At 63.6% G+C, this 20,823-nt stretch carries 16 protein-coding genes and 1 riboswitch; of the genes, 4 read left to right on the top strand and 12 right to left on the bottom strand.

Features of this window, described 5'->3' with window-relative positions; genetic code table 11:
* Positions 1-352: 352 nt before the first annotated feature.
* The 4 genes from HAP47_RS15375 to tnpA all read right to left on the bottom strand — a co-directional run bounded on the left by HAP47_RS15375 (position 353) and on the right by tnpA (position 4,689).
* A protein-coding gene (locus HAP47_RS15375; RefSeq protein WP_173637509.1) for an IS5 family transposase occupies positions 353-1,116 on the bottom strand; the annotation gives its coding sequence in 2 pieces (ribosomal slippage) (positions 353-778 and positions 781-1,116; 762 coding nt in all).
* Between the two features lie 1,144 nt (positions 1,117-2,260).
* Positions 2,261-3,832 (bottom strand): IS66 family transposase, encoded by a 1,572-nt coding sequence (tnpC, locus tag HAP47_RS15385; RefSeq protein ID WP_166213725.1) that lies wholly within the window; start codon positions 3,830-3,832, stop codon positions 2,261-2,263.
* Between the two features lie 52 nt (positions 3,833-3,884).
* Positions 3,885-4,238 carry an IS66 family insertion sequence element accessory protein TnpB gene (gene tnpB / locus HAP47_RS15390; protein ID WP_166073804.1) on the bottom strand — a complete coding sequence of 118 codons (354 nt, stop codon included), beginning with the start codon at positions 4,236-4,238 and terminating at the stop codon, positions 3,885-3,887.
* Positions 4,231-4,689 carry an IS66-like element accessory protein TnpA gene (gene tnpA / locus HAP47_RS15395; RefSeq protein ID WP_166073826.1) on the bottom strand — a complete coding sequence of 153 codons (459 nt, stop codon included), beginning with the start codon at positions 4,687-4,689 and terminating at the stop codon, positions 4,231-4,233. Before tnpA ends, tnpB begins: the two co-directional genes overlap by 8 nt.
* Positions 4,690-5,581: 892 nt before the next feature.
* Here tnpA and HAP47_RS41570 point away from each other — a divergent pair.
* Positions 5,582-5,680 carry a hypothetical protein gene (locus tag HAP47_RS41570; protein ID WP_371821812.1) on the top strand — a complete coding sequence of 33 codons (99 nt, stop codon included), beginning with the start codon at positions 5,582-5,584 and terminating at the stop codon, positions 5,678-5,680.
* Positions 5,681-6,574: 894 nt separating this feature from the next.
* Positions 6,575-7,663, top strand: coding sequence for a recombinase RecA (recA, locus tag HAP47_RS15405; protein ID WP_106327292.1), 1,089 nt, complete (start codon positions 6,575-6,577; stop codon positions 7,661-7,663).
* 108 nt (positions 7,664-7,771) lie between these two features.
* On the opposite strand, the gene HAP47_RS15410 is transcribed toward recA, so the two are convergent.
* The 4 genes from HAP47_RS15410 to gcvT all read right to left on the bottom strand — a co-directional run bounded on the left by HAP47_RS15410 (position 7,772) and on the right by gcvT (position 12,754).
* Complete coding sequence (locus HAP47_RS15410) at positions 7,772-8,209, bottom strand: acyl-CoA thioesterase (RefSeq protein ID WP_173637508.1); 438 nt, start codon at positions 8,207-8,209, stop codon at positions 7,772-7,774.
* Between the two features lie 117 nt (positions 8,210-8,326).
* Positions 8,327-11,200, bottom strand: coding sequence for an aminomethyl-transferring glycine dehydrogenase (gene gcvP, locus HAP47_RS15415; protein WP_173637507.1), 2,874 nt, complete (start codon positions 11,198-11,200; stop codon positions 8,327-8,329).
* 22 nt (positions 11,201-11,222) lie between these two features.
* The gene (gcvH, locus tag HAP47_RS15420; RefSeq protein ID WP_173637506.1) at positions 11,223-11,588 is read right to left on the bottom strand and encodes a glycine cleavage system protein GcvH; all 366 of its coding nucleotides are present in this window, start codon (positions 11,586-11,588) and stop codon (positions 11,223-11,225) included.
* Between the two features lie 20 nt (positions 11,589-11,608).
* The gene (gcvT, locus tag HAP47_RS15425; protein WP_173637505.1) at positions 11,609-12,754 is read right to left on the bottom strand and encodes a glycine cleavage system aminomethyltransferase GcvT; all 1,146 of its coding nucleotides are present in this window, start codon (positions 12,752-12,754) and stop codon (positions 11,609-11,611) included.
* Positions 12,755-12,895: 141 nt separating this feature from the next.
* Positions 12,896-12,984: riboswitch (glycine riboswitch) on the bottom strand.
* 201 nt (positions 12,985-13,185) lie between these two features.
* Here gcvT and alaS point away from each other — a divergent pair.
* Positions 13,186-15,873, top strand: coding sequence for an alanine--tRNA ligase (alaS, locus tag HAP47_RS15430; protein WP_173637504.1), 2,688 nt, complete (start codon positions 13,186-13,188; stop codon positions 15,871-15,873).
* Between the two features lie 11 nt (positions 15,874-15,884).
* Positions 15,885-17,135: a cyclic nucleotide-gated ion channel gene (locus HAP47_RS15435; RefSeq protein WP_173640486.1), complete on the top strand. Its 1,251-nt coding sequence runs from the start codon at positions 15,885-15,887 to the stop codon at positions 17,133-17,135.
* Between the two features lie 2 nt (positions 17,136-17,137).
* Here the strand turns inward: HAP47_RS15435 and HAP47_RS15440 are convergent, their stop codons facing one another.
* From HAP47_RS15440 to HAP47_RS15455, 4 genes are all read right to left on the bottom strand, one after another.
* Complete coding sequence (locus HAP47_RS15440; protein ID WP_173637503.1) at positions 17,138-17,638, bottom strand: DUF3455 domain-containing protein; 501 nt, start codon at positions 17,636-17,638, stop codon at positions 17,138-17,140.
* Positions 17,639-17,676: 38 nt separating this feature from the next.
* Positions 17,677-18,891 (bottom strand): NADP-dependent isocitrate dehydrogenase, encoded by a 1,215-nt coding sequence (locus tag HAP47_RS15445; protein ID WP_173637502.1) that lies wholly within the window; start codon positions 18,889-18,891, stop codon positions 17,677-17,679.
* Positions 18,892-19,052: 161 nt separating this feature from the next.
* Entirely contained in the window at positions 19,053-20,075 is a 1,023-nt protein-coding gene (locus HAP47_RS15450; protein WP_231168893.1) for a hypothetical protein, read from the bottom strand.
* Positions 20,026-20,781 carry an alpha/beta hydrolase family protein gene (locus HAP47_RS15455; RefSeq protein WP_231168894.1) on the bottom strand — a complete coding sequence of 252 codons (756 nt, stop codon included), beginning with the start codon at positions 20,779-20,781 and terminating at the stop codon, positions 20,026-20,028. Before HAP47_RS15455 ends, HAP47_RS15450 begins: the two co-directional genes overlap by 50 nt.
* Positions 20,782-20,823: the final 42 nt, after the last annotated feature.

The following is a 20,823-nucleotide window of genomic DNA, read 5'->3' on the forward strand; positions in this document are numbered from 1 at the left end:
ATTACGGCGATCAATCCGGGCCGTGCGGCCTCGGCGCTTCACCGTTGGGGCAGACGACGTCACGCGGACGATTGCGACGGGTAAATGGCAGACAAGGCCACGCAGAAAATCGGAGCTGGCCACAGGGATGGAAACAGGCCAGCACCGACACCTCCGGTACTGTCCTAATTCGGACACGGTCAGATGGGAATTAGGACACTTGTCAAGTCGAGGTAGTCCGGGAGAGCGTTCTATATTGCTGATGTTCCCCGGTACACTTCACGGCGCTCTCAGCCGGACCGCGCGTTGAGTTTGCGCTCCGGGGAGGACCGCATCCGGAAAGAGGCCCTGACGCGCTAGGTCGTGTGGACACTTACCGCATCCAAAGGACGATGGCTGCGAGAGTGACGACGGCGCGATAATTTCGGGCGGTCTTTTCGAAGCGGGTTGCGACGCGGCGGAACTGCTTGAGCTTTGAGAAGCAGCATTCGACGAGGTGACGCTGGGCATAGAGGTGCTTGTCCAGCGGGTATTTGAGTGCGCGTGACGGGTTGTTGGGGATGACGGCGAGCGCGCCCTTGGCGGCGATGGCTTGGCGCAAATGATCGGCGTCATAGGCCGTATCGGCCATGACGACCTCGGCAGGTAGTCCCTCGATCAATGCGGCAGCTTGCGGTGCATCGCCCTGCTGGCCTGCGGTCAGCGCGAACCGTACGGGACATCCCAAGCCACGAACGGCCATATGTATCTTGGTGCTCAGCCCCCCGCGCGAGCGGCCGATCGCCTGATCTTCAGACCCCCTTTTTTGGCGCCGGCGGCGTGCTGATGCGCCCGGACGATGGTGGAATCGACGATCAGATATTCGAAGTCCGGATCATCGGACATCGCCTCGAAGATCCGCCACCAGACGCCCTTGATGCTCCATCGACTGAAGCGCCGGAACACGCTGTTCCAATCCCCGAACGCCTCCGGGAGATCACGCCAGGGAGAGCCCGTGCGAACAATCCAAAGTACACCTTCCACGAACATCCGATTGTCGCGCCCAGTGGAGCCCTTCTGGTCGGGGCGACCTATGATCAGCGGCGCCATCCGCTCCCAAGCCGCGTCGCTCAATACCAAACGGTCCATCACACCCAAGACTGCCTCCCCAAAAGCAGTCTTGAATCTGATTTGCGCCTAAAAGGGAATCCTTAGAGTCCACACCACCTAGCCCCCGTCGGGGCTTCTTGCTGTTTACGACACACTCAAATGTACGAACGCCGCCCGCTTAAAATGCATGCGGACGGCGTCGGCTCTAGCCCCAGGAAGGATTTGCAAAATCCTGGCAAGGGTATGTCTGCATGGCGCATTAAAAAGTTTGATACCTCTGAAGGGTTAGTTGCGGGCAAGCAACGGGTGCGGCGCGCGCCGCCCAGATGAACCATGCCGGTTTGGAGCGGCCACGCTTGGCAGCGTGCTTGGCGGTGTAGTGGGCCGCATATGAGCGCTATCGCGAGAACTGAACTCCAGCCGATTATGGGGGGCATGGCCCCGCGCGGAAACTTCGAAAGGCTATTCAAGCGAATCTGGAATTGCTTGGAGACGATGACGAAGAGGCCGCCAACCGAGGCGGCCTCTGATTGAGCGACCCCAGCAACCATTGGGGGCCTGTGTGAAGGAAGGCTAGTTGCTGGGGCCATCTACCGGCCCGATGCGCCGAGCCAGGTGGCGAATTTACTGCATGTACAATGCCACTCCAATAATGACGAGCGGGCTTAGCCCGAATAGCACGATCCAAACGCTCTCAAGCAGGTTCTTTGCCCATGGCACAACCACTGCATTGAGGTTGAAGCCTACGCTCGGGCAACCCGGCAAGACAGTGCGATTTGTGCCAGTCACGGAATACTGCCCGGCCCTCCAGTGGGCTTCATCCGAGAAAGAGCCAAGCCATGCTGGTAATCAGCGCCACAAAAGACATCGCCACTGCGCAGACAAAGGCGGTTTCAACGCCATCGAATTGATTCCGGTTCGCCGACACCGCCGTGCTCCTAAGTTGGAGCGCGTGGCCCGGGAGACATCAGCCACTCCGTCAAATGAGCGGTGGTCTCATTGTGACGCGCCCTTCTCAGCAATGCTTCCCGCTCTCGACACGGGGCAAGTTTTTTGGCTCGTTGGCGCGGCTCTCTGGCTTCCTGGGTGAGGCGTTCTTCAAGGGGGATAATCTGAACAACCGTAAGCGCGATTTTCTTCGCACGCCGGCGGTTTTGATGGATTGCCCTGGTATCGGGCGATACCGAGCCGTTCAGGCAGTGGCGGCTTTGTGGAAGTTGAAGGGCAGCAGGTCTGTAATATCGGCGTCGCCGGCGCGCTGAGGCAATTCGGTGAGGACGTGGCGCAACCACGCTAACGGCTCGACACGTGAGGCGCGGCAGGTCAGCATCAGGCTATAGACGACGGCACTGGCCTTGGCTCCGTCCACGGTATCGCTGAACAACCAACTCTTCCTGCCAGTTGCAAAAACCCTGATGTCGCGCTCCAGAAGATTGTTGTCAATCGGCATGCTGCCGTCCCCGGTGTAGCGCGTCAGATATTCCCATTGGTTTCGGGTGTAGGATACGGCGTCGCCGAGCTTGCTGTCAGGCAAGACCTTCGGGGCCATGTCATCGAGCCATACTTTGAGAGCATTGAGGATGGGGACACTATGTTGCTGGCGGAAGCGGCGAATGCAGTAGGCCTGTGTTTCACCCTTCTCCGGTATTCCGTCCCACGCCCGCCTTTCAACCCGGTAGAGCTGTTCAAAGAACCGCAGCGCTTGCTCGGGCGGACCGCCGCCCTTCTTCCTGGCTTTGAGGGCATCGACAAAGCGCCGCCGGGAGTGGGCCATGCATCCAATGTGGGTGGCCCCTTCCAGCGTGCGCCATGCGGTATAGCCGTCACTCATTACAATGCCACGGTAATCGCCGAGGAAGGCTTGCGGGTGGATTTGGCCGCGGCCCGGCTGATAATCCAGAAGAACGATCGGCTCGTGGCTGCCCTTGCCGCTGCGATAAGCCCACATGTACGATGTGCTGGTGGCCCGTTTGTCCTTCTCCTTGAGGACCTGAACCGTTGTCTCGTCGCCATGGATGAGAGGTTGTGATCTGAGCCGCAGCTTCAGGGCGTCGTAGATGCGATGCAGATGCTTCTCGCTCGAGCCAATCACCCAGTGGCCCAAAGCGCCGCGGCTGACAGGAACACCTGCACGTTCGAAGGCCTGCGCCAGGCGGTAGAGCGGCGTGCCATCGACATATTTGTGAACCAGCGCGAACGCCAGCGTCGAGGGCGTGGCAACGCTGCCCGGCAATGGTTGCGGCGGCATCGGCGCGGTCACGACAGGGGCGTGGATCCCGGTGCGATCGCAATGGCGGCACGCATATTTGAAGCGCACATTCTGTAAAACCTTCGCCTTCACCTCGATATGAAGTTGCTCGGTGACAGCCTCGCCCATGCGATGCATCTGGCCACGGCAGCAAGGACACGCCTTCTGATCGTCGGACAGGTCATACTCGACGCGCTCACGAGGTAGGTTCCCCGGCAGCGGCTTGCGGCCGCGCTTCTTTCCCATTGTGTTTTCGACGGGTGGCAAGCCCGTGTCCGGAAGTTCGGCGATATTGTTCGTTTCACTGCCGGCGTCCTCCTCATCGGAGGCCTGCTCGGCTTCATTGAAGAGACGATCAACATGCTTTTCGCTGCGCGGCGCAAAACGATGCAGGCGTGCCAGCGCCAGTTCTTCCTCGAGCTTGGCGACGCGGTCGGCGAGTTGATGGTTCTCCGCCTGCAGCGCAGCAATGCGTGCCAACAGCACTTCAACACTCGGATCGCCGGTTCGATTCATCGAATTCTTGAATCTGAACCGTACCGACGCGTCAACCGCTCAACTCGAGAGCTCAGCCGGCAACCTGATATTGCCGCACCGGATGGCGGACCATCGCATCGATATCGATGCCGTCAAGGATCCAGTGCAATTGCTCCGTCGTCAGCGTGACGATCGCCTCCTGGCGGCGCGGCCATCGGAACCTGTCTTCGGTCAGCCGCTTCAGGACCAGTACAAAGCCGGACCGATCGAAGAACAGAAGCTTCATCCGGTCGCAACGGCGATTGCAGAACGCAAAAACCGCCGGAGTGAATGGATCGAGCGCCATCGTCTCCTGGACCAGGACCGCAAGGCTGTTGATGCCAGCCCGGAAGTCGATCGGCTCACGGTGCAGATAGACCTGCAGGTCATCGCCCAGTCTAAACATCGCCCAGCGCTCCGATGATCGCCGTCAATGCATCCACATCGCCGCATTCCAGCGCGAGCTTCACGCCATTCGGCAGCGACACGCTCACTTTGGCCGGAGAACAAAAAGCTGGAGTCCCTTTGGGTTCCGAACCACGCACTTCATCGTAAGCCGGCAAATCAACCGTCGCCACGCTGTCTTTTCGCGACAGGTCCCGCTCGGACTTCCCCTCAAGCTGAACCGGGATGAACGCCGGGCGTGAGGACGGCGGCAGCGACCTGGTCGCGCTGTGCTTCTTGATCCACTTCCGAAGGAGGTTCGCGTTGACCCCATGTTCGAGTGCAAGCCTCGATACCGAAACCCCAGGCTCAAGGCAGGCCGCGACAAGACGCTCTTTCGATGCCGCCTCGTAGCGCCGGCGACCGTTCCGGCCGACAAGCCTGACCCGCAGTTTCTGATCATCGTCGCTCATCACAAGGTGTCCACCTATTTTGGTGGACACCTCATGCATCAGGACTCTCAAAAGCAAAAGGTGCGGAGAAATTCGCGCTTACGAACAACCCGGCGTCGTCGTCGCTTCATGACAGCTCTACCTCGTCTTACGGGTCCGAACCGTTGGGTTTGAGTTCCACGAATCCTAATATGCAAATGGCCGGTGCTCAGTTCCAAAGTGAACATTGGAGAGATCGAATCCGCAGAGTTCAGCGGACCGCTCCAACACTTGTCGGGCATGAGTTTCCTGCTTTTCAGACACGCCCAAGCCAACCATATCTCGCTCAAGCGCGGCCGGCGATTCTGTGAGTAAGTGGGAAGCCAGTTAACCCGCTCATCGGCACTCCAAGGACCTGGCTTTGGCAGCTTCTGAAGAAGCGCTTGGATAAGCGGATCATTGGGACCGCCGCCCGATCCTGCGCCAAGGAGAAAGAGGCCGCCGCCAACTGAGGCGGCCTTATCGTATGCGAGTGAGCATCACCGTGGCGAACAGCACCGCGCCAATGATCGCAATACCAAGACAGATGCGCGCTCGAACTAAATACGAACCGAGATTGGGATGATCCATCATGCCAACCTCCTCTTTGTCCCTTTCGTTGAGAGGCAAGTGGTCAGTTAACGCGAGCGTCTAATGTCAGGTTCCTGGTTCTGATAGCGAAACACCGTAGTTTATCGGAATCCTAAAGGTCTGTTGAAAACTCTAACGTAAGTCTTGCCGGGGCTAGATTTTCATCCCGAACAGATTTTCGAAACTAAACCGGCAGGGGGCCGCGCGTGGAGCGGCCCCTTTCGACTCGCCCAATTGAGGCGGCCAGAAAGGCTCAAACATGCAGCCGAAGATCAAAGAGCGTATCTGCCCAAACTGCAATGGTATGGGCGTCCAGCCGATTGCGCAGGTGGTGCAGCCGGGTCACAGGATCTATCCGGTCAAATGCACGGCCTGCGAAGGTAAGGGCAAGATCAGGGACTAAGGCGGCCCAGACAAAGCTACGCCGCCCGTTTGAAACTCTTACAGGCGGCGTAGCCTTCCAGTCCGAGAGGGTATGAACAAAATCCCGGATATTGCACTTTCGAGTGCGATGACCTTTTTACTTGCGGAGCCTGCCCTTCTGCATCGCTGCGGAGCTTCTGTCGGGGTGTCTGCTCCGGAAGTAATTCAGGACCGCCTTGATTGCCGCGTCCCTCACGTCGGCGCTCGCAAACCCGGCGACCGCAGCCAGTCGCTCAACTGTGAGGCGGTTTCGGCAAGGCGCGCCTTGCGGATAAGGCGGGAGCGCTCGACGCCGGGGGAGTGGCGCCAAGCCTCCTTCAAGAGCCGCTGTGCCTCGATGTTGAGACGCTCTTCAAGTGATTCTGTGTGCATGAGACGCGGTCGCTTGAGGACCATGGCGCGCTCCGTTCCGTTAGAGGAAGGCGGGAGCGCTAACCGGGCGTTCTCATCACCGACAGATACCGCGTGTCGCGCAGTGACGAATAAACAATAGGCCTGTAGCCATAGGGTTCCTAGTCAATTCGGAGCTCCGTTCACCCACGGAGAACTCCGGTAACACTTCTCCCCTGTGGATGGAGAACAGTTGGCGGACCATAACGATTGCTATGGGTGGAACCTTAATTGCCGACTCAGTAGTCCTACCGAGAACATCGGCCAAGCCATGGTTGCTGTTCGCTTAATTCAAAACAGGTCACTCCCAAATTCAAACTAGGCCACTAGGGGATAAAGCAGGCCAGCACCGATAGGCCAAAAAGAACATATTGCGAACATAGAACAAATGTGGTACGAGGTTCCTATCAACAACGCATTCCGCCCCGATCCCATCGCCCGTTTTTCCCGCTAGCGAATCCCCGCCATAAGGAGCACATCCCAAATGTCCGCCACTGCACTGCGTATCGTCGAAGGATCCTCCATGGACAAGTCCAAGGCCCTCTCAGCCGCGCTCTCCCAGATCGAGCGCCAGTTCGGCAAGGGCTCGGTGATGAAGCTCGGCAAGAACGACCGTTCGATGGATGTCGAGACGGTGTCCTCGGGATCGCTGGGGCTCGACATCGCGCTCGGCGTCGGCGGCCTGCCGAAGGGACGCGTGGTCGAGATCTACGGGCCGGAATCGTCGGGCAAGACCACCTTGGCGCTGCACACCGTGGCGGAAGGCCAGAAGAAGGGCGGCATCTGCGCCTTCATCGACGCCGAACACGCGCTCGACCCGGTCTATGCGCGCAAGCTCGGCGTCAACATCGACGAGCTCCTGATCTCGCAGCCCGACACTGGCGAGCAGGCGCTTGAGATTTGCGACACGCTGGTGCGCTCCGGTGCGGTCGACGTGCTGGTGGTCGATTCTGTCGCGGCGCTGGTGCCGAAGGCCGAGCTCGAGGGCGAGATGGGCGATGCGCTGCCGGGCCTGCAGGCGCGCCTGATGAGCCAGGCGCTGCGCAAGCTCACCGCCTCGATCAACAAATCCCACACCATGGTGATCTTCATCAACCAGATCCGCATGAAGATCGGCGTGATGTACGGCTCGCCGGAGACCACCACCGGCGGCAACGCGCTGAAGTTCTATGCCTCGGTCCGCCTCGACATTCGCCGCATCGGCGCGATCAAGGAGCGTGACGAGGTGGTCGGCAACACCACCCGCGTCAAGGTGGTGAAGAACAAGCTGGCACCGCCCTTCAAGCAGGTCGAGTTCGACATCATGTACGGCGAGGGCGTCTCCAAGATGGGCGAGATTCTCGACCTGGGCGTCAAGGCCGGCATCGTCGAGAAGTCGGGCGCCTGGTTCTCCTATGACAGCCAGCGCCTCGGCCAGGGCCGCGAGAATTCGAAGGCGTTCCTGAAGGCGAATCCCGACATCACCGCCAAGATCGAAGCCGCGATCCGGCAGAACTCCGGCCTGATTTCCGAGCAGATCCTCGCCGGCACGCCCGAGCGCGACGCCGAGGGCGAGGAGCCCGTGGAGGAGTAAGCCTCAAGGCTCAATCATTTCGCTGCAAGCGGGCGCTGAGGACGTTGAGTTGCCGACGTCTTCGGCGCCCGTTTGGTTTTGTGCGGTGTTGGATCAGATATCTGGCGGCTATCCCTCCGCCAGCGCCGTTTCTCGGCTCGCGATCAGCGCGCGCAGGTCTTCCGTCACGGCGACCGATTGGTGGGTCTTCTGATCTGTGGCGACCCAGATGATCTCGCCGGTCGCGCGCAGGTCGTCGGAGCCCTTGGCGAAGATCGCGAGCGTAAGCACGATCGAGGAACGGCCGATCTTCTCGACCCGCACGCAGACCTCGATGTCCTCGTCGAACCGGATCGGCGCCTTGTACTCGACCACCGATTTCACGGTGTGAAAATCGATGCCGGTCCGCGCGACCTCGCCGAGATAGTCGTAGCCGAGCGCGCGAAAATACTCGGTGATCGCGGTATCGAAGTAGGTCAGGTAGTGCGCGTTGAACACCACGGCCTGCGCGTCAACTTCGGAATAGCGGACGCGAAACGGGAAATGAAACCAGAATTCCTCGCGCATGTTTCCTCCTGCGGCGGTATTGCTCGCCGTCGTTCGCCCGCAGTCTCGTCGGACCTTATGATTGCCGGACCGCAGGATGGGTTTCGCTGCGCTCTACCCATCCTGCAACATGGCCCGTTATTCCGCCGCCTGCGCGTAATCCTCGATCGGCGGGCACGAGCACACCAGATTGCGATCGCCGTAGACATTGTCGACGCGGCCGACCGGGCTCCAGTATTTGTCGGACCGCGACACGCCGGCCGGGAAGCAACCCTCGGCGCGGCTGTAGGCCCGGTTCCAGGCGTCGTCGGCGATGTCGTGGACCGTGTGCGGTGCGTGGCGCAGCGGCGACGCCTCGACCTTCCAGCGGCCCTTCTCGATCTCCGCGATCTCGCCCCGGATCGCGATCATGGCGTCGCAGAAGCGGTCGATCTCGAACTTCGATTCCGATTCCGTCGGTTCGATCATCAGCGTGCCCGCCACCGGGAAGCTCATGGTCGGCGCGTGGAAGCCGTAGTCGATCAGCCGCTTGGCGATATCGTCGACGGTGACGCCGCTGGTCGTCTTCAGCGCCCGCGGATCGACGATGCATTCATGCGCGACGCGGCCGCGCTCGTTGCGGTACAGCACCGGGAAGTGCGGCTGCAGCCGTGCGGCGATGTAGTTGGCATTGAGGATCGCAACCTCAGTGGCGCGCGTGAGCCCTTCGCCGCCCATCATCAGGATGTAGATGTAGGAGATGGTCAGGATCGACGCGGAGCCGAACGGCGCGGCCGACACCGGGCCGATGGCGTGTGCGGTCGCCCCGTCGGTTGCGGGATGGCCGGGCAGATAGGGCGCAAGATGCGCCTTCACGCCGATCGGGCCCATGCCGGGGCCGCCGCCGCCATGCGGGATGCAGAAGGTCTTGTGCAGATTGAGATGGCTGACATCGGCGCCGTAATCGCCGGGCCGCGACAGCCCGACCTGCGCGTTCATGTTGGCGCCGTCGAGATAGACCTGGCCGCTATGCGCATGCACGATGTCGCAGATCTCGCTGATATGCTCCTCGAACACGCCGTGGGTCGACGGATAGGTGATCATCACAGCGGCGAGATTTGCCGAATGCTTCTCCGCCTTGGCGCGGAGATCCCTGACGTCGACATCGCCGCGCGCATCGCACGCGACAACCACGACGTCCATGCCAACCATCGCGGCCGAGGCCGGATTAGTGCCGTGCGCGGAGGAGGGGATCAGGCACACCTTGCGGTGCGGCTCGCCGCGCGCGAGGTGATAGCCACGGATCGCCAGCAACCCGGCATATTCGCCCTGCGCGCCGGAATTCGGCTGCAGCGAGACCGCGTCATAGCCGGTGATGTCGCACAGCCACTGCTCCAGCCGCTTGAATAGCGCGTGATAACCCTTGGCCTGATCCGCGGGCGCGAACGGATGCAGATTGCCGAACGCCGGCCAGGTCAGCGGGATCATCTCGGTGGTGGCGTTGAGCTTCATAGTGCAGGAGCCGAGCGGGATCATCGCGCGGTCGAGCGCGAGGTCGCGATCGCTGAGCTTGCGCATGTAGCGCAGCAGTTCGGTCTCCGAACGGTGCGTGTTGAACACCGGGTGGGTCAGGAAGGCGCTGGTGCGCCGCAGCTCCTTCGGCAGCGCCTCGCGTGCGGCGGCCTCGATCTCGGCAAAGCTGAGCTTGCCGCCGAACACGCGCCATACCGCCTCGACGGTCTCCGGCGTCGTGGTCTCGTCGAGCGCGATGCCAAGCGTGGTCGCGCCGATGCGCAGATTGATCCGCTCCGCCTGCGCGCGGGAGACGATCTCGATCTGCTTCGCTCCGACCTCGACCGTCACGGTGTCGAAGAACGCCTCGCTGGTCGGCGCAAAGCCGAGCTTGCGCAGGCCTGCGGCGAGCACGGTGGCGCGGCGATGCACGCTGCGCGCGATGTGAGTCAGGCCCTCGGGGCCGTGATACACCGCATACATCGAAGCGATCACGGCGAGCAGCACCTGCGCGGTGCAGATGTTGGAGGTCGCCTTCTCGCGGCGGATATGCTGCTCGCGGGTCTGCAGCGCCAGCCGATAGGCCGGTGCACCGCGCGAATCCACCGAGAGGCCGACGATGCGGCCGGGCAGCGAGCGCTTCAGCGTGTCACGCACCGCCATGTAGGCGGCGTGCGGTCCGCCATAACCCATCGGCACGCCGAACCGCTGCGCCGAGCCGATGGCAATGTCGGCACCGAGCTCACCGGGCGAGGTCAGCAAAGCCAGCGACAGCAGGTCCGCGGCGATGATCGCAAGCGCGCCCTTGGCGCGCAGCGATGCGATCGCCGGCCTGAGGTCGCGCACCGCGCCTGTCGTGCCGGGATATTGCAGCAGCGCGCCGAGCACGTCGGCCTTGTCGAGCTCGGTCAGGGGATCGCCGACCACAAGCGCCCAGCCCAATGGCGCGGCGCGCGTGCGCATCACCGCCAGCGTCTGCGGATGAACCTCCTTGTCGACGAAGAACACCTTTGCCTTCACCTGCGAGTGGCGCTCGGCGAGCGCCATTGCTTCGGCTGCCGCGGTCGCCTCGTCGAGCAGCGAGGCGTTGGCGACGTCGAGCCCGGTGAGATCGCAGATCATGGTCTGGAAATTGAACAGGGCTTCAAGCCGGCCCTGGCTGATCTCCGGCTGATACGGCGTATAGGCAGTGTACCAGGCCGGATTCTCCAGGATGTTGCGCTGGATCACCGCGGGCAGGATGGTGCCGGAATAGCCTTGGCCGATCAGCGAGGTGAAGGTCTGGTTCTGCGCGGCGAGCTCGCTCATATGCGCGAGCGCTTCGGTTTCGCTCAGCGCCCGGCCGAGATCGAGCGGCGCCTTCTGGAGGATCGACGCCGGCAACGTCTCGTTCATCAGCGCCTGCAAGCTCGCGGCGCCGACCGTTTCCAGCATCGCGTTGATGTCGCGCGGGGATGGTCCGATGTGGCGGCGGACGAAATCGGTGGCGGCTTCGTTGATCGGCTTGAAGGGCGCGTTCATGGCTTGATCCTTAAACTGATCTTCAGGCGGTGTGCGCGGCGTAGGCGGCCTCGTCCATCAGGCCGCCGAGTTCGCCCTTGTCGGCAATCCTGAGCTTGAAGAACCAGGCCTTGCCGACGGCATCCGAATTGACCAGCGCGGGCTCGGCCGCGAGCGCCTCGTTGACCTCGATCACTTCGCCGGTGATCGGTGCGTAGACGTCGGAGGCGGCCTTGACGGATTCGACGACCGCGGCGGCCTCGGCTTTCTTCAGGTTGCGGCCGACCTTGGGCAGTTCGACGAACACGACGTCGCCGAGCTGCGACTGCGCGTAGTCGGTGATCCCGATCGTGGCGACGTCGCCCTCGATGCGGAGCCATTCGTGGTCGGACGTGTACAGCGTCGTCATGGGGATCGATCCTTTGGCGTTTAGCGTTTGTAGGTATTGGGGACGAAGGGCGTGGCGGCGACCTTGAGCGGCAGCCGTTGGCCGCGCACTTCGGCAAAAACGGTGGTGTCGAGCGCGGAAAGGGATGTCGGCAGATAGCCCATCGCAACCGGCGCATTGAGGCTCGGGCCGAAGCCGCCCGAGGTCACCTTGCCGATTGGCTCGGTCGAGGTCGGATCGGCGAACAGGCCGGCGCCTTCGCGCACCGGCGCGCGGCCGTCGGGCCTCAGGCCGACACGGCGGCGGGAAGCGCCTTGTCCGAACTGTGCGAGAATCTTGTCGGCGCCCGGAAAGCCGCCGGCGCGGGCGCCGCCGCTGCGGCGAACCTTTTGCACCGACCATTCCAGCGCGCCTTCGACCGGGGTCGTCGTGGTGTCGATATCGTGGCCATAGAGACAAAGCCCGGCCTCGAGGCGCAGGCTGTCGCGCGCGCCGAGCCCGATCGGAAGTACATCGGGATTGTCCAGCAATGCGGTGACCAGGGCCTCCGCCTTGTCTGCGGGCACGGAAATCTCAAAACCGTCCTCGCCGGTATAGCCGGAGCGCGAGACGAAGCAGTCGATATCGCCGACGCGGCGCGGACCGGCGTCCATGAATTTCATCGAACTGACATCTGCACAAAGTTTCGCCAGCGCCGATTCGGCTTTCGGCCCCTGCAGCGCGACCAGCGCGCGGTCGGCCAGCGACACGATCTCGCAAGCATCGGAGAGATGCGCGCGCAGATGCGCCTCGTCCTCGGCCTTGCAAGCGGCGTTGACCACCAGGAACAGGTGATCGCCGAAATTCGCGACCATCAGGTCGTCGAGCAGGCCGCCGTCATTGTTGGTGAATTGCGCGTAGCGCTGCCGTCCCGGCGCGATGCCGACGATGTCCTGCGGCACCAGTTTTTCCAGCGCGAGCGCAGCGTCGCCGACCTTGCCGGATTTGGCCTTCAGCACGAGCTGGCCCATGTGCGACACGTCGAACAGGCCGGCTTCCTTGCGGGTGTGCAGGTGCTCCTTCAGCACGCCGGCCGTGTATTGCACCGGCATGTCGTAGCCGGCGAACGGCACCATCTTGGCGCCGCGCGCCAGATGCAGCGCGTGCAGCGGGGTCTGTTTCAGCGGGGAGGTTTCGCACGCAAGCATCACGGGGCCCTCGCGGTTCCCGCCGGGGACCTATTTCCCCTTGAGAAACCTGCAGAAAGCCCCATCTGTCGCTGTGCCTGAGAGTATTATCCCGTCGGCGGACGCATCGGGGAGAACCCCAGCGCCTCTTTCCAGATGTTAGACGTCACGCGGTCCTTTTGCCTGAGAGTTTCCGGGGCGGTTGCTCCTTCGGCGCCGGCGGTAAGGCCGATCTCTCCCGACGTGACTAGTAACAGGTAGGTAGAAAACACGGCGCCACCAAGACTGTCAACGCAGCTCTCGCTGCTATCCAATGGGCTTTGTGCTACCGCGGCAAGCCCATGATCCGCCTGCACAGTTTCTGGACACCGCAGCTGGCAATGTCTAAAAGCGTTCGGCCGGAAAATGACGCCTTTTTGCGGTGGCCGGCCCCTTTTTTCGATTGGATGAACATGAGCAGCGTCAACGACATCAGGTCGACATTTCTGAACTTCTTCAAGGAGAACGGCCACGAGATCGTGGCGTCGTCGCCGCTGGTTCCGCGCAACGACCCGACCCTGATGTTCACCAATGCCGGCATGGTGCAGTTCAAGAACGTCTTCACCGGCGTCGAGAAGCGCAGCTATCAGCGTGCCACGACGTCGCAGAAGTGCGTCCGCGCCGGCGGCAAGCATAACGACCTCGACAATGTCGGCTACACCGCGCGCCATCTCACCTTCTTCGAGATGCTCGGCAACTTCTCGTTCGGCGATTACTTCAAGGAGCGCGCGATCGAGCTCGCCTGGAATCTGATCACCAAGGATTTTGGGCTGAAGAAAGACAAGCTGCTCGTCACCGTCTACCACACCGACGACGAGGCGGCCGGCTACTGGAAGAAGATCGCGGGCTTCTCGGACGATCGCATCATCCGCATCGCGACCTCGGACAATTTCTGGGCGATGGGCGATACCGGCCCGTGCGGTCCGTGCTCCGAGATCTTCATCGATCGCGGCGAGCATATCTGGGGCGGACCTCCGGGCAGCCCGGAAGAGGACGGCGATCGCTTCCTCGAATTCTGGAACCTGGTGTTCATGCAATACGAGCAGGTGACGAAGGAGGAGCGCGTGGCGCTGCCGCGTCCCTCGATCGACACCGGCATGGGGCTTGAGCGCATGGCCTGCATTCTGCAGGGCGTCGAGAGCGTGTTCGAGACCGATCTGTTCCGCCACCTGATCGATGCGGCCGCATCTGCGCTCGGCCATGGGCCGAACCCGCAGAACGTGGCGTCGTACCGGGTGATCGCCGATCATCTGCGCTCCTCGGCGTTCCTGATCGCCGACGGCGTGCTGCCGTCGAACGAGGGCCGCGGCTATGTGCTGCGCCGGATCATGCGCCGCGCGATGCGCCACGCGCAGCTGCTCGGTGCGAGCGAGCCGCTGATGCATCGGCTGGTCTGGGCGCTGGTCCGCGAGATGGGCCAGGCCTATCCGGACCTGGTGCGCGCGGAGAAGCTGATCGAGGAGACGTTGCAGCTGGAAGAGACGCGCTTCCGCAAGACGCTGGTGCGCGGCCTTTCGATCCTCGACGAGAAGAGCGCCGGCCTCAAGAAGGGCGACATGTTCGACGGCGACACCGCGTTCACGCTGTACGACACCTACGGATTTCCGCTGGACCTGACGCAGGATGCGCTGAAGTCGCGCGGCATCAGCGTCGATCAGGCATCGTTCACCGACGCGATGAACCGCCAGCGCGAGAAGGCGCGCGCCTCCTGGGCAGGCTCCGGCGAGGCGGCCACGGAGACCATCTGGTTCCCGCTGCGCGAGAAGCTCGGCGCAACCGAATTCCTCGGCTATGAGACCGAGAGCGCGGAAGGCGTGGTGACGGCACTGGTCAAGGACGGCGCCGAGGTCGACGGCCTCAAGGCCGGCGAGAGCGGCGCGATCGTGTTGAACCAGACGCCATTCTATGCCGAGTCCGGTGGTCAGGTCGGCGACGTCGGCATCCTGACCGGCGAAGGGGTCAAATTCCGCGTCACCGATATGCAGAAGAAGGCCGGCGACCTGTTCGTGCATGTCGGCACGGTGGAGCAGGGCACCCTGAACGTCGGCACCGCCCTACAGCTCGAGGTCGACCACGCCAGGCGTTCGTCGATTCGCGCCAACCACTCGGCGACGCATCTGCTGCACGAGGCGCTGCGCCAGGTGCTCGGCGATCACATCGCGCAACGCGGCTCGCTGGTCGCGCCCGATCGCCTGCGCTTCGATTTCGTGCATCCGAAGCCGATTACGCCGGAAGAGCTCGCCCGGGTCGAGGACATCGCCAACGATGTCGTGCTCGAGAATGACGAGGTGACGACCCGCGTCATGGGTGTCGACGACGCCCGCGAAGCCGGTGCGCGCGCACTGTTCGGCGAGAAGTATGGCGACGAGGTTCGCGTCGTCTCGATGGGCAAGAGCGCCCGCGAGCACGGCCAGAACGCGCTTGGCTGGTCAGTCGAGCTCTGCGGCGGCACCCATGTTCGTCGCACCGGCGACATCGGCCTGATTTCGGTGACCAGCGAGAGCGCGGTCGCGTCCGGCGTCCGCCGCATCGAAGCGCTGACCGGACATCATGCGCGTAAGCACGCCAACGACACCATGACGCTGGCGAAGACCGCGGCGGCCGAGCTGCGCACCACGATCGAGGATGTGCCGGCGCGCATCGCGGCCCTGATGGAGGAGCGCAAGAAGCTCGAGCGCGACCTGTCGGATGCCCGCAAGAAGCTCGCGATGGGCGGCGGAGCGTCGTCGAATGGTGCGGCCTCCGGCGTTCGCGAGGTCGGCAACGTCAAGCTGCTCGCGCGCGCGGTCGAAGGCGTCGAGACCAAGGACCTGAAGAGCCTCGTCGACGACGGCAAGAAGCAGATCGGCTCCGGCGTGGTCGCGATCGTCGGGGTCACCGAGGACGGCAAGGCCGGCATCGTGGTCGGCGTCACCGCCGACCTGACCTCGCGCTTCAACGCGGTCGAGCTGGTGCGCAAGGGCTCCGAGGTGCTCGGCGGCAAGGGTGGTGGTGGCCGGCCCGACATGGCGCAGGCCGGCGGGCCCGACGGTGCCAAGGCCGACGCCGCGCTGTCGGCGATCGAGCAGGCCATGACTCAACAGGCATCGGCCGGCGCCTGACGGAGAGGCTGATCGTGGCGACGGCTCCAGGCAAGCCCACGATCAGCGATCCCGGACTGCGGGGGCGTCTCTACGAGCTGCTCGAGCAGGACCACCTGCCATATTCGGTCGGCGCGCGATTTGTCCGGCTCGTCGTCGCGATCATCACGGTCGATGTGCTGGCGGCGATCCTGGCGTCGGTGCCGGAGGTCGATGCCCAGTTCTGGTGGCTGTTCACGGCGATCGAGATCACCGCGGTGACCGCCTTCGCGCTGGAATATGCCGCGCGGCTCTGGAGCGTGGTCGGCCGCTCGCTGCGCGACATGACGCCGCTTCAGGCGCGGCTGGAATACGCCTTCTCGGCACTCGGCGTGATCGACCTGCTCGCCTTCCTGCCATCGGCCATCGCGCTCGCGATCGGCGACAAGACCGCGCTGGTGCTGTTCGGCATGCTGCCGTTCCTCAAGCTGGTGCGCTATTCGACCGCGATGCGCTCGCTGCTGGCGGCGCTGCATGCCGAGCGGCGCACGCTGTTCGGCTGCGTCGTGATCCTGACCGGCGCGGTGCTGCTGTTCGCCTCGCTGCTCTATGCCATTGAGCACAAGGTGCAGCCGGACAAGTTCGGCACCATGCCGCAGGCGATGTGGTGGGCGATCGTGACGCTCGGGACCGTCGGTTACGGCGACGTCGTCCCGGTGACGGTGCTCGGCCGGATGGTCACGGTGGTTGCGATCGTGGTCGGCTTTGCGATGATCGCGCTGCCGGTCGCGATCGTCTCGACCGCGTTCGCCGACGAGGTCCGGCGCCGCGACTTCGTCGTGACTTGGGGCATGCTGGCGCGGGTGCCGCTGTTCTCACATCTCGGCGCTGCCGAGATCGCCGACATCATGCGCCTGCTGCGGTCGCAGACCATCGAGGCCGGCGAGGTGCTGGTGCGGCGCGGCGATCCGGCGTCGTCGATGTATTTCATCACCGCCGGCGAGGTCGAGATCGACCTGCCGAGCCAATGCGTGCGGCTTGCCGACGGCTCGTTCTTCGGCGAGATCGCGCTGCTCCGGCGGACCAGCCGCTCCGGCACGGTGACGGCGATGCGGAAGACCAAGCTGCTGCTGCTCGATGCTCAGGACTTCCATGCCCTGACCGAGCGGATCCCGGCGCTCGGCGCCCATGTCAGGGAGACGGCGGAGGCGCGGCTCGCCGACCCGCTTGCGGCCGGTGGCGACCTTGCCGCCGGTGAGATCGCCCAGGCGCCGCGCGAGACCGACGGCGGCATTCGCGATTAGGCTTAGTCTCTCCGCAGGAAGACGTAATCCGCCGAATACGCCGCGCTCTTCAGTGCGCCTGATTTGTCGCAGGCGCCGCTGAGCTCGCCGCCCGAGGTGTTGATCCGCTGCACCGTGGCGACGCTCGAGAGCAGGCCGTTGCCGCGGTGGGAGATCACCTCGAGCTTCAGCCAGGGAATGTCTGTGGGCGCTGCGCCGGGCGCGCTGCCGGCGGTGCGGGCGGTCACGGCGCTGCCGTCGACATGCTCCCAGTTCGGCCCCGCATAGTGCCGGCCGACGGTGCGGCCACCGGCGAGCAGGGTGGCGACCGGTTCGCGGAACGACCAGGCGAGCTTGCCGTCGGTGACCGGCTTGCATTCATAGACCTGCACGCCCTCGGCGTGGACGGTGAGGACCGCGGTCTCGTCGGGCGCCGCAATCGGCCCGGGCAGGGGATCGGCAGCGAGTGCCGCTGATCCGGTCAGCAGCAAGGATGCGAGCGTCACCCGGCCGGGAAAGGTCATGGTCACGCTCGCTATTGTGTTCGGCAACAGGCCGGCCGTTAGGCGGCCATCGCCTTTCCGAGATTCTCGGCGACCTTGTCGAGGAAGCCGGTGGTCGAGAGCCAGCGCTGGTCGGCGCCGACCAGGAGCGCGAGGTCCTTGGTCATGTAGCCCTCTTCGACGGTCGCGACGCAGACCTTCTCCAGGGTGGTAGCGAATTTCGCCAGTTCCGGGTTGTTGTCGAGCTTGGCGCGATGGGCGAGGCCACGGGTCCAGGCGAAGATCGACGCGATCGAGTTGGTCGAGGTCTCCTTGCCCTTCTGGTGCTCGCGGTAGTGGCGGGTCACGGTGCCGTGGGCGGCTTCGGCTTCCACCGTCTTGCCGTCCGGGGTGAGCAGCACCGAGGTCATCAGGCCGAGCGAGCCGTAGCCCTGGGCCACGGTGTCGGACTGCACGTCGCCGTCATAGTTCTTGCAGGCCCAGACATAGCCGCCCGACCATTTCAGCGCCGAGGCCACCATGTCGTCGATCAGGCGGTGCTCGTAGGTCAGGCCCTTGGCCTCGAATTCCTTCTTGAACTCGCGGTCGTAGATGTCCTGGAAGATGTCCTTAAAGCGGCCGTCGTAGACCTTCAGAATCGTGTTCTTGGTCGAGAGGTAGACCGGGTAGTTGCGCAGCAGGCCGTAATTCAGCGAGGCGCGGGCGAAATCGATGATGGAGTCGTCGAGATTGTACATCTCCATCGCGACGCCGGGGCCCGGCGCCTTGAACACTTCCCGCTCGATCACGGTGCCGTCCTCGCCGACGAACTTCAGCGACAGCGTGCCCTTGCCGGGGAACTTGATGTCGGTGGCGCGGTACTGGTCGCCATAGGCGTGGCGGCCGATGATGATCGGCTTGGTCCAGCCGGGAACCAGGCGCGGCACGTTCTTGCAGATGATCGGCTCGCGGAAGATGACGCCGCCGAGGATGTTGCGGATGGTGCCGTTCGGCGACTTCCACATCTGCTTCAGGCCGAACTCCTTCACCCGGGCCTCGTCGGGGGTGATGGTGGCGCATTTGACGCCGACGCCGACCTTCTTGATGGCTTCGGCGGCGTCGATGGTCACCTGGTCATTGGTCTCATCGCGGTATTCCATGCCCAGATCGAAATAGAGCAGTTCGACATCCAGGAACGGGTTGATCAGCTTGTCCTTGATGTACTGCCAGATGATCCGGGTCATCTCGTCGCCATCGAGTTCGACGACGGGGTTGGATACCTTGATTTTTGCCATGACGGGGAGGCCCTCTTGGGAACGGCGCGCTTTTGACGGCGGGGGTGGAATACGCCTGCGCTATAGCACCGCCCGGGGACGGGCGGAAGCGCACCGGTTATGCACTTTCAGCCCATCTTTTCGCCGAGAACCGCCATTCTGACGGCGGCGCGCGCGCCCCTCTAAAACGGGACCTGCGTCGCGGTCCCGGCCACGATGTACCAGGTCACGAACAGGCCCGCGATCAGGGCCCCCGGCAGGCTCGATCCGGTCCGCCGCCAGGTGAAGGACGCGATCACGGCGACGATTGTCAGGAGCGGCACGAACTGGATCGCGACGATGGTCGAGAGCGGCACGAAACTGGGTCCGGGATCGGGTTGAGCAGCTTTCCGGTCAGCCACAGCGTGCCGTATTGCAGCACCAGCAACACGATGAAACCGAGCGTCAGCGCCAGAATATTGGTCAGATAGAGCGCTCCGCGCGGGGCGCCCATGGTCGAGAAATTCCGGTGCAGCACGTGTAGCGCCACCACGAAAAAACGCCGTGAACGGAATCAGATAGATCAGGAAGATGAGGAATTGCTTCGCGCTCATCAATTTGAGTGCGACGATCCAGAATCTGAAGTCGATCTTGAAGGCGAGGTCGGCGAGCCAGAGCGCAGCGTAGCCCACCGCGACCGAGGCCGCGGCGATCACGACGGATTGACCGACGAGGCCGGCCCGGCTGGCGCGCTTCGGGACGAACCACATCAGGGCCAGCGTGATCAGGCCGTTGATGATGGCCCAAACCAGGATCTGGTTGGTGATGCCCTGCGGCAGGAACGCGCTCGGGGTGACGAATGTGCCGCCCAGTGCAAAGGTCGGGTAGTAGGTCAGTGCGGGGATGAAGGCCGACAGGATGAACGCCGTGGTCCAGCGCCGGCCGCTCGCAGCCGCGTGCGCCGGCATGGTGCCGTCGGCAATCGCCGGCAGCCGCAGGCGGGAGAACGTCGGTGCCTCCAGCAGCCCGTCGAATGTCCCGATGACAAGCGCGACGAAGCCGATCAGCGCGATCAGGGTGCCGATCTCCTTGCGGAACCAGATCTGGTCGTCGACCGGACGAGCGGTGCCGCCCTTCAACGTCTTGGCGAACCAGTCGAGGCTGTAGCCGATCGCCTCATGCGAGATGTGCTCGGCCGGATGGGTCATCGCCGAGGTGTACAGCACCCGCGCGGTGCCGTTGGCCGGACCGCCGTAGACCTTTGCCCGGCGCGACCGCGCCTTGCGTGCCAAACAACGCCCAGAGCTTCGGGCTCTTGGTGACGTCGCGGGCGAGGTCGACGCCCCACATCAGGGTGGAGAACTCCTCGTACTGGGCGAACACCAGCGCGGTGTTGCGCGGCCAGCTCGCGGTGCCCTCGGCGGCGAACGGCTTGCCGGTGGACGAGCCCTCCAGCACCATCGACTTGTAGTCATTGGGCATCGCGGTGGCGGCCGCCAGCACGGTCCAACCACCCATCGAATGGCCCTCGAGCCCGATGTTCTCCTTGTCGACGAACGGCAGGCTGCGGAGATAGGCAAGCCCGTCAGGTCCGCCAAAACCGTTGGCGAAGGAGGGCGGGTCGCTATAGCCGTGGCCGGTCTGGTCGAGCGCCAGCACGACATAGCCGCGGCGGGCGAACTCGATGGCGAAGCCGTCCTGGGTCTCGCGCGAGTTGATGTAGCCGTGGACCGCGAGGATGCCGGGCGCCGGAATCTGCGGCGTCGCGTTCGGCGGGACGTAGAGCAGGGCACTCATGGTGTTGCCCTTGGCGCCCTTGAACCTGACATCCTCGATCCGGATGCCGCCTGCGGTCTGCGTGAGGTGGGCGAGCAGGCCCCCTGCCACGATCAAGACCACGCCCACAATCGCCAGCGTCCATCTGCCCCGCATCGTCGTCCCCCCAAGTGCTTCGACCCAAGTGCCTCGCCGTTC

It is taken from the genome of Bradyrhizobium sp. 41S5 (assembly GCF_011516665.3).
Lineage (GTDB): Bacteria > Pseudomonadota > Alphaproteobacteria > Rhizobiales > Xanthobacteraceae > Bradyrhizobium > Bradyrhizobium quebecense.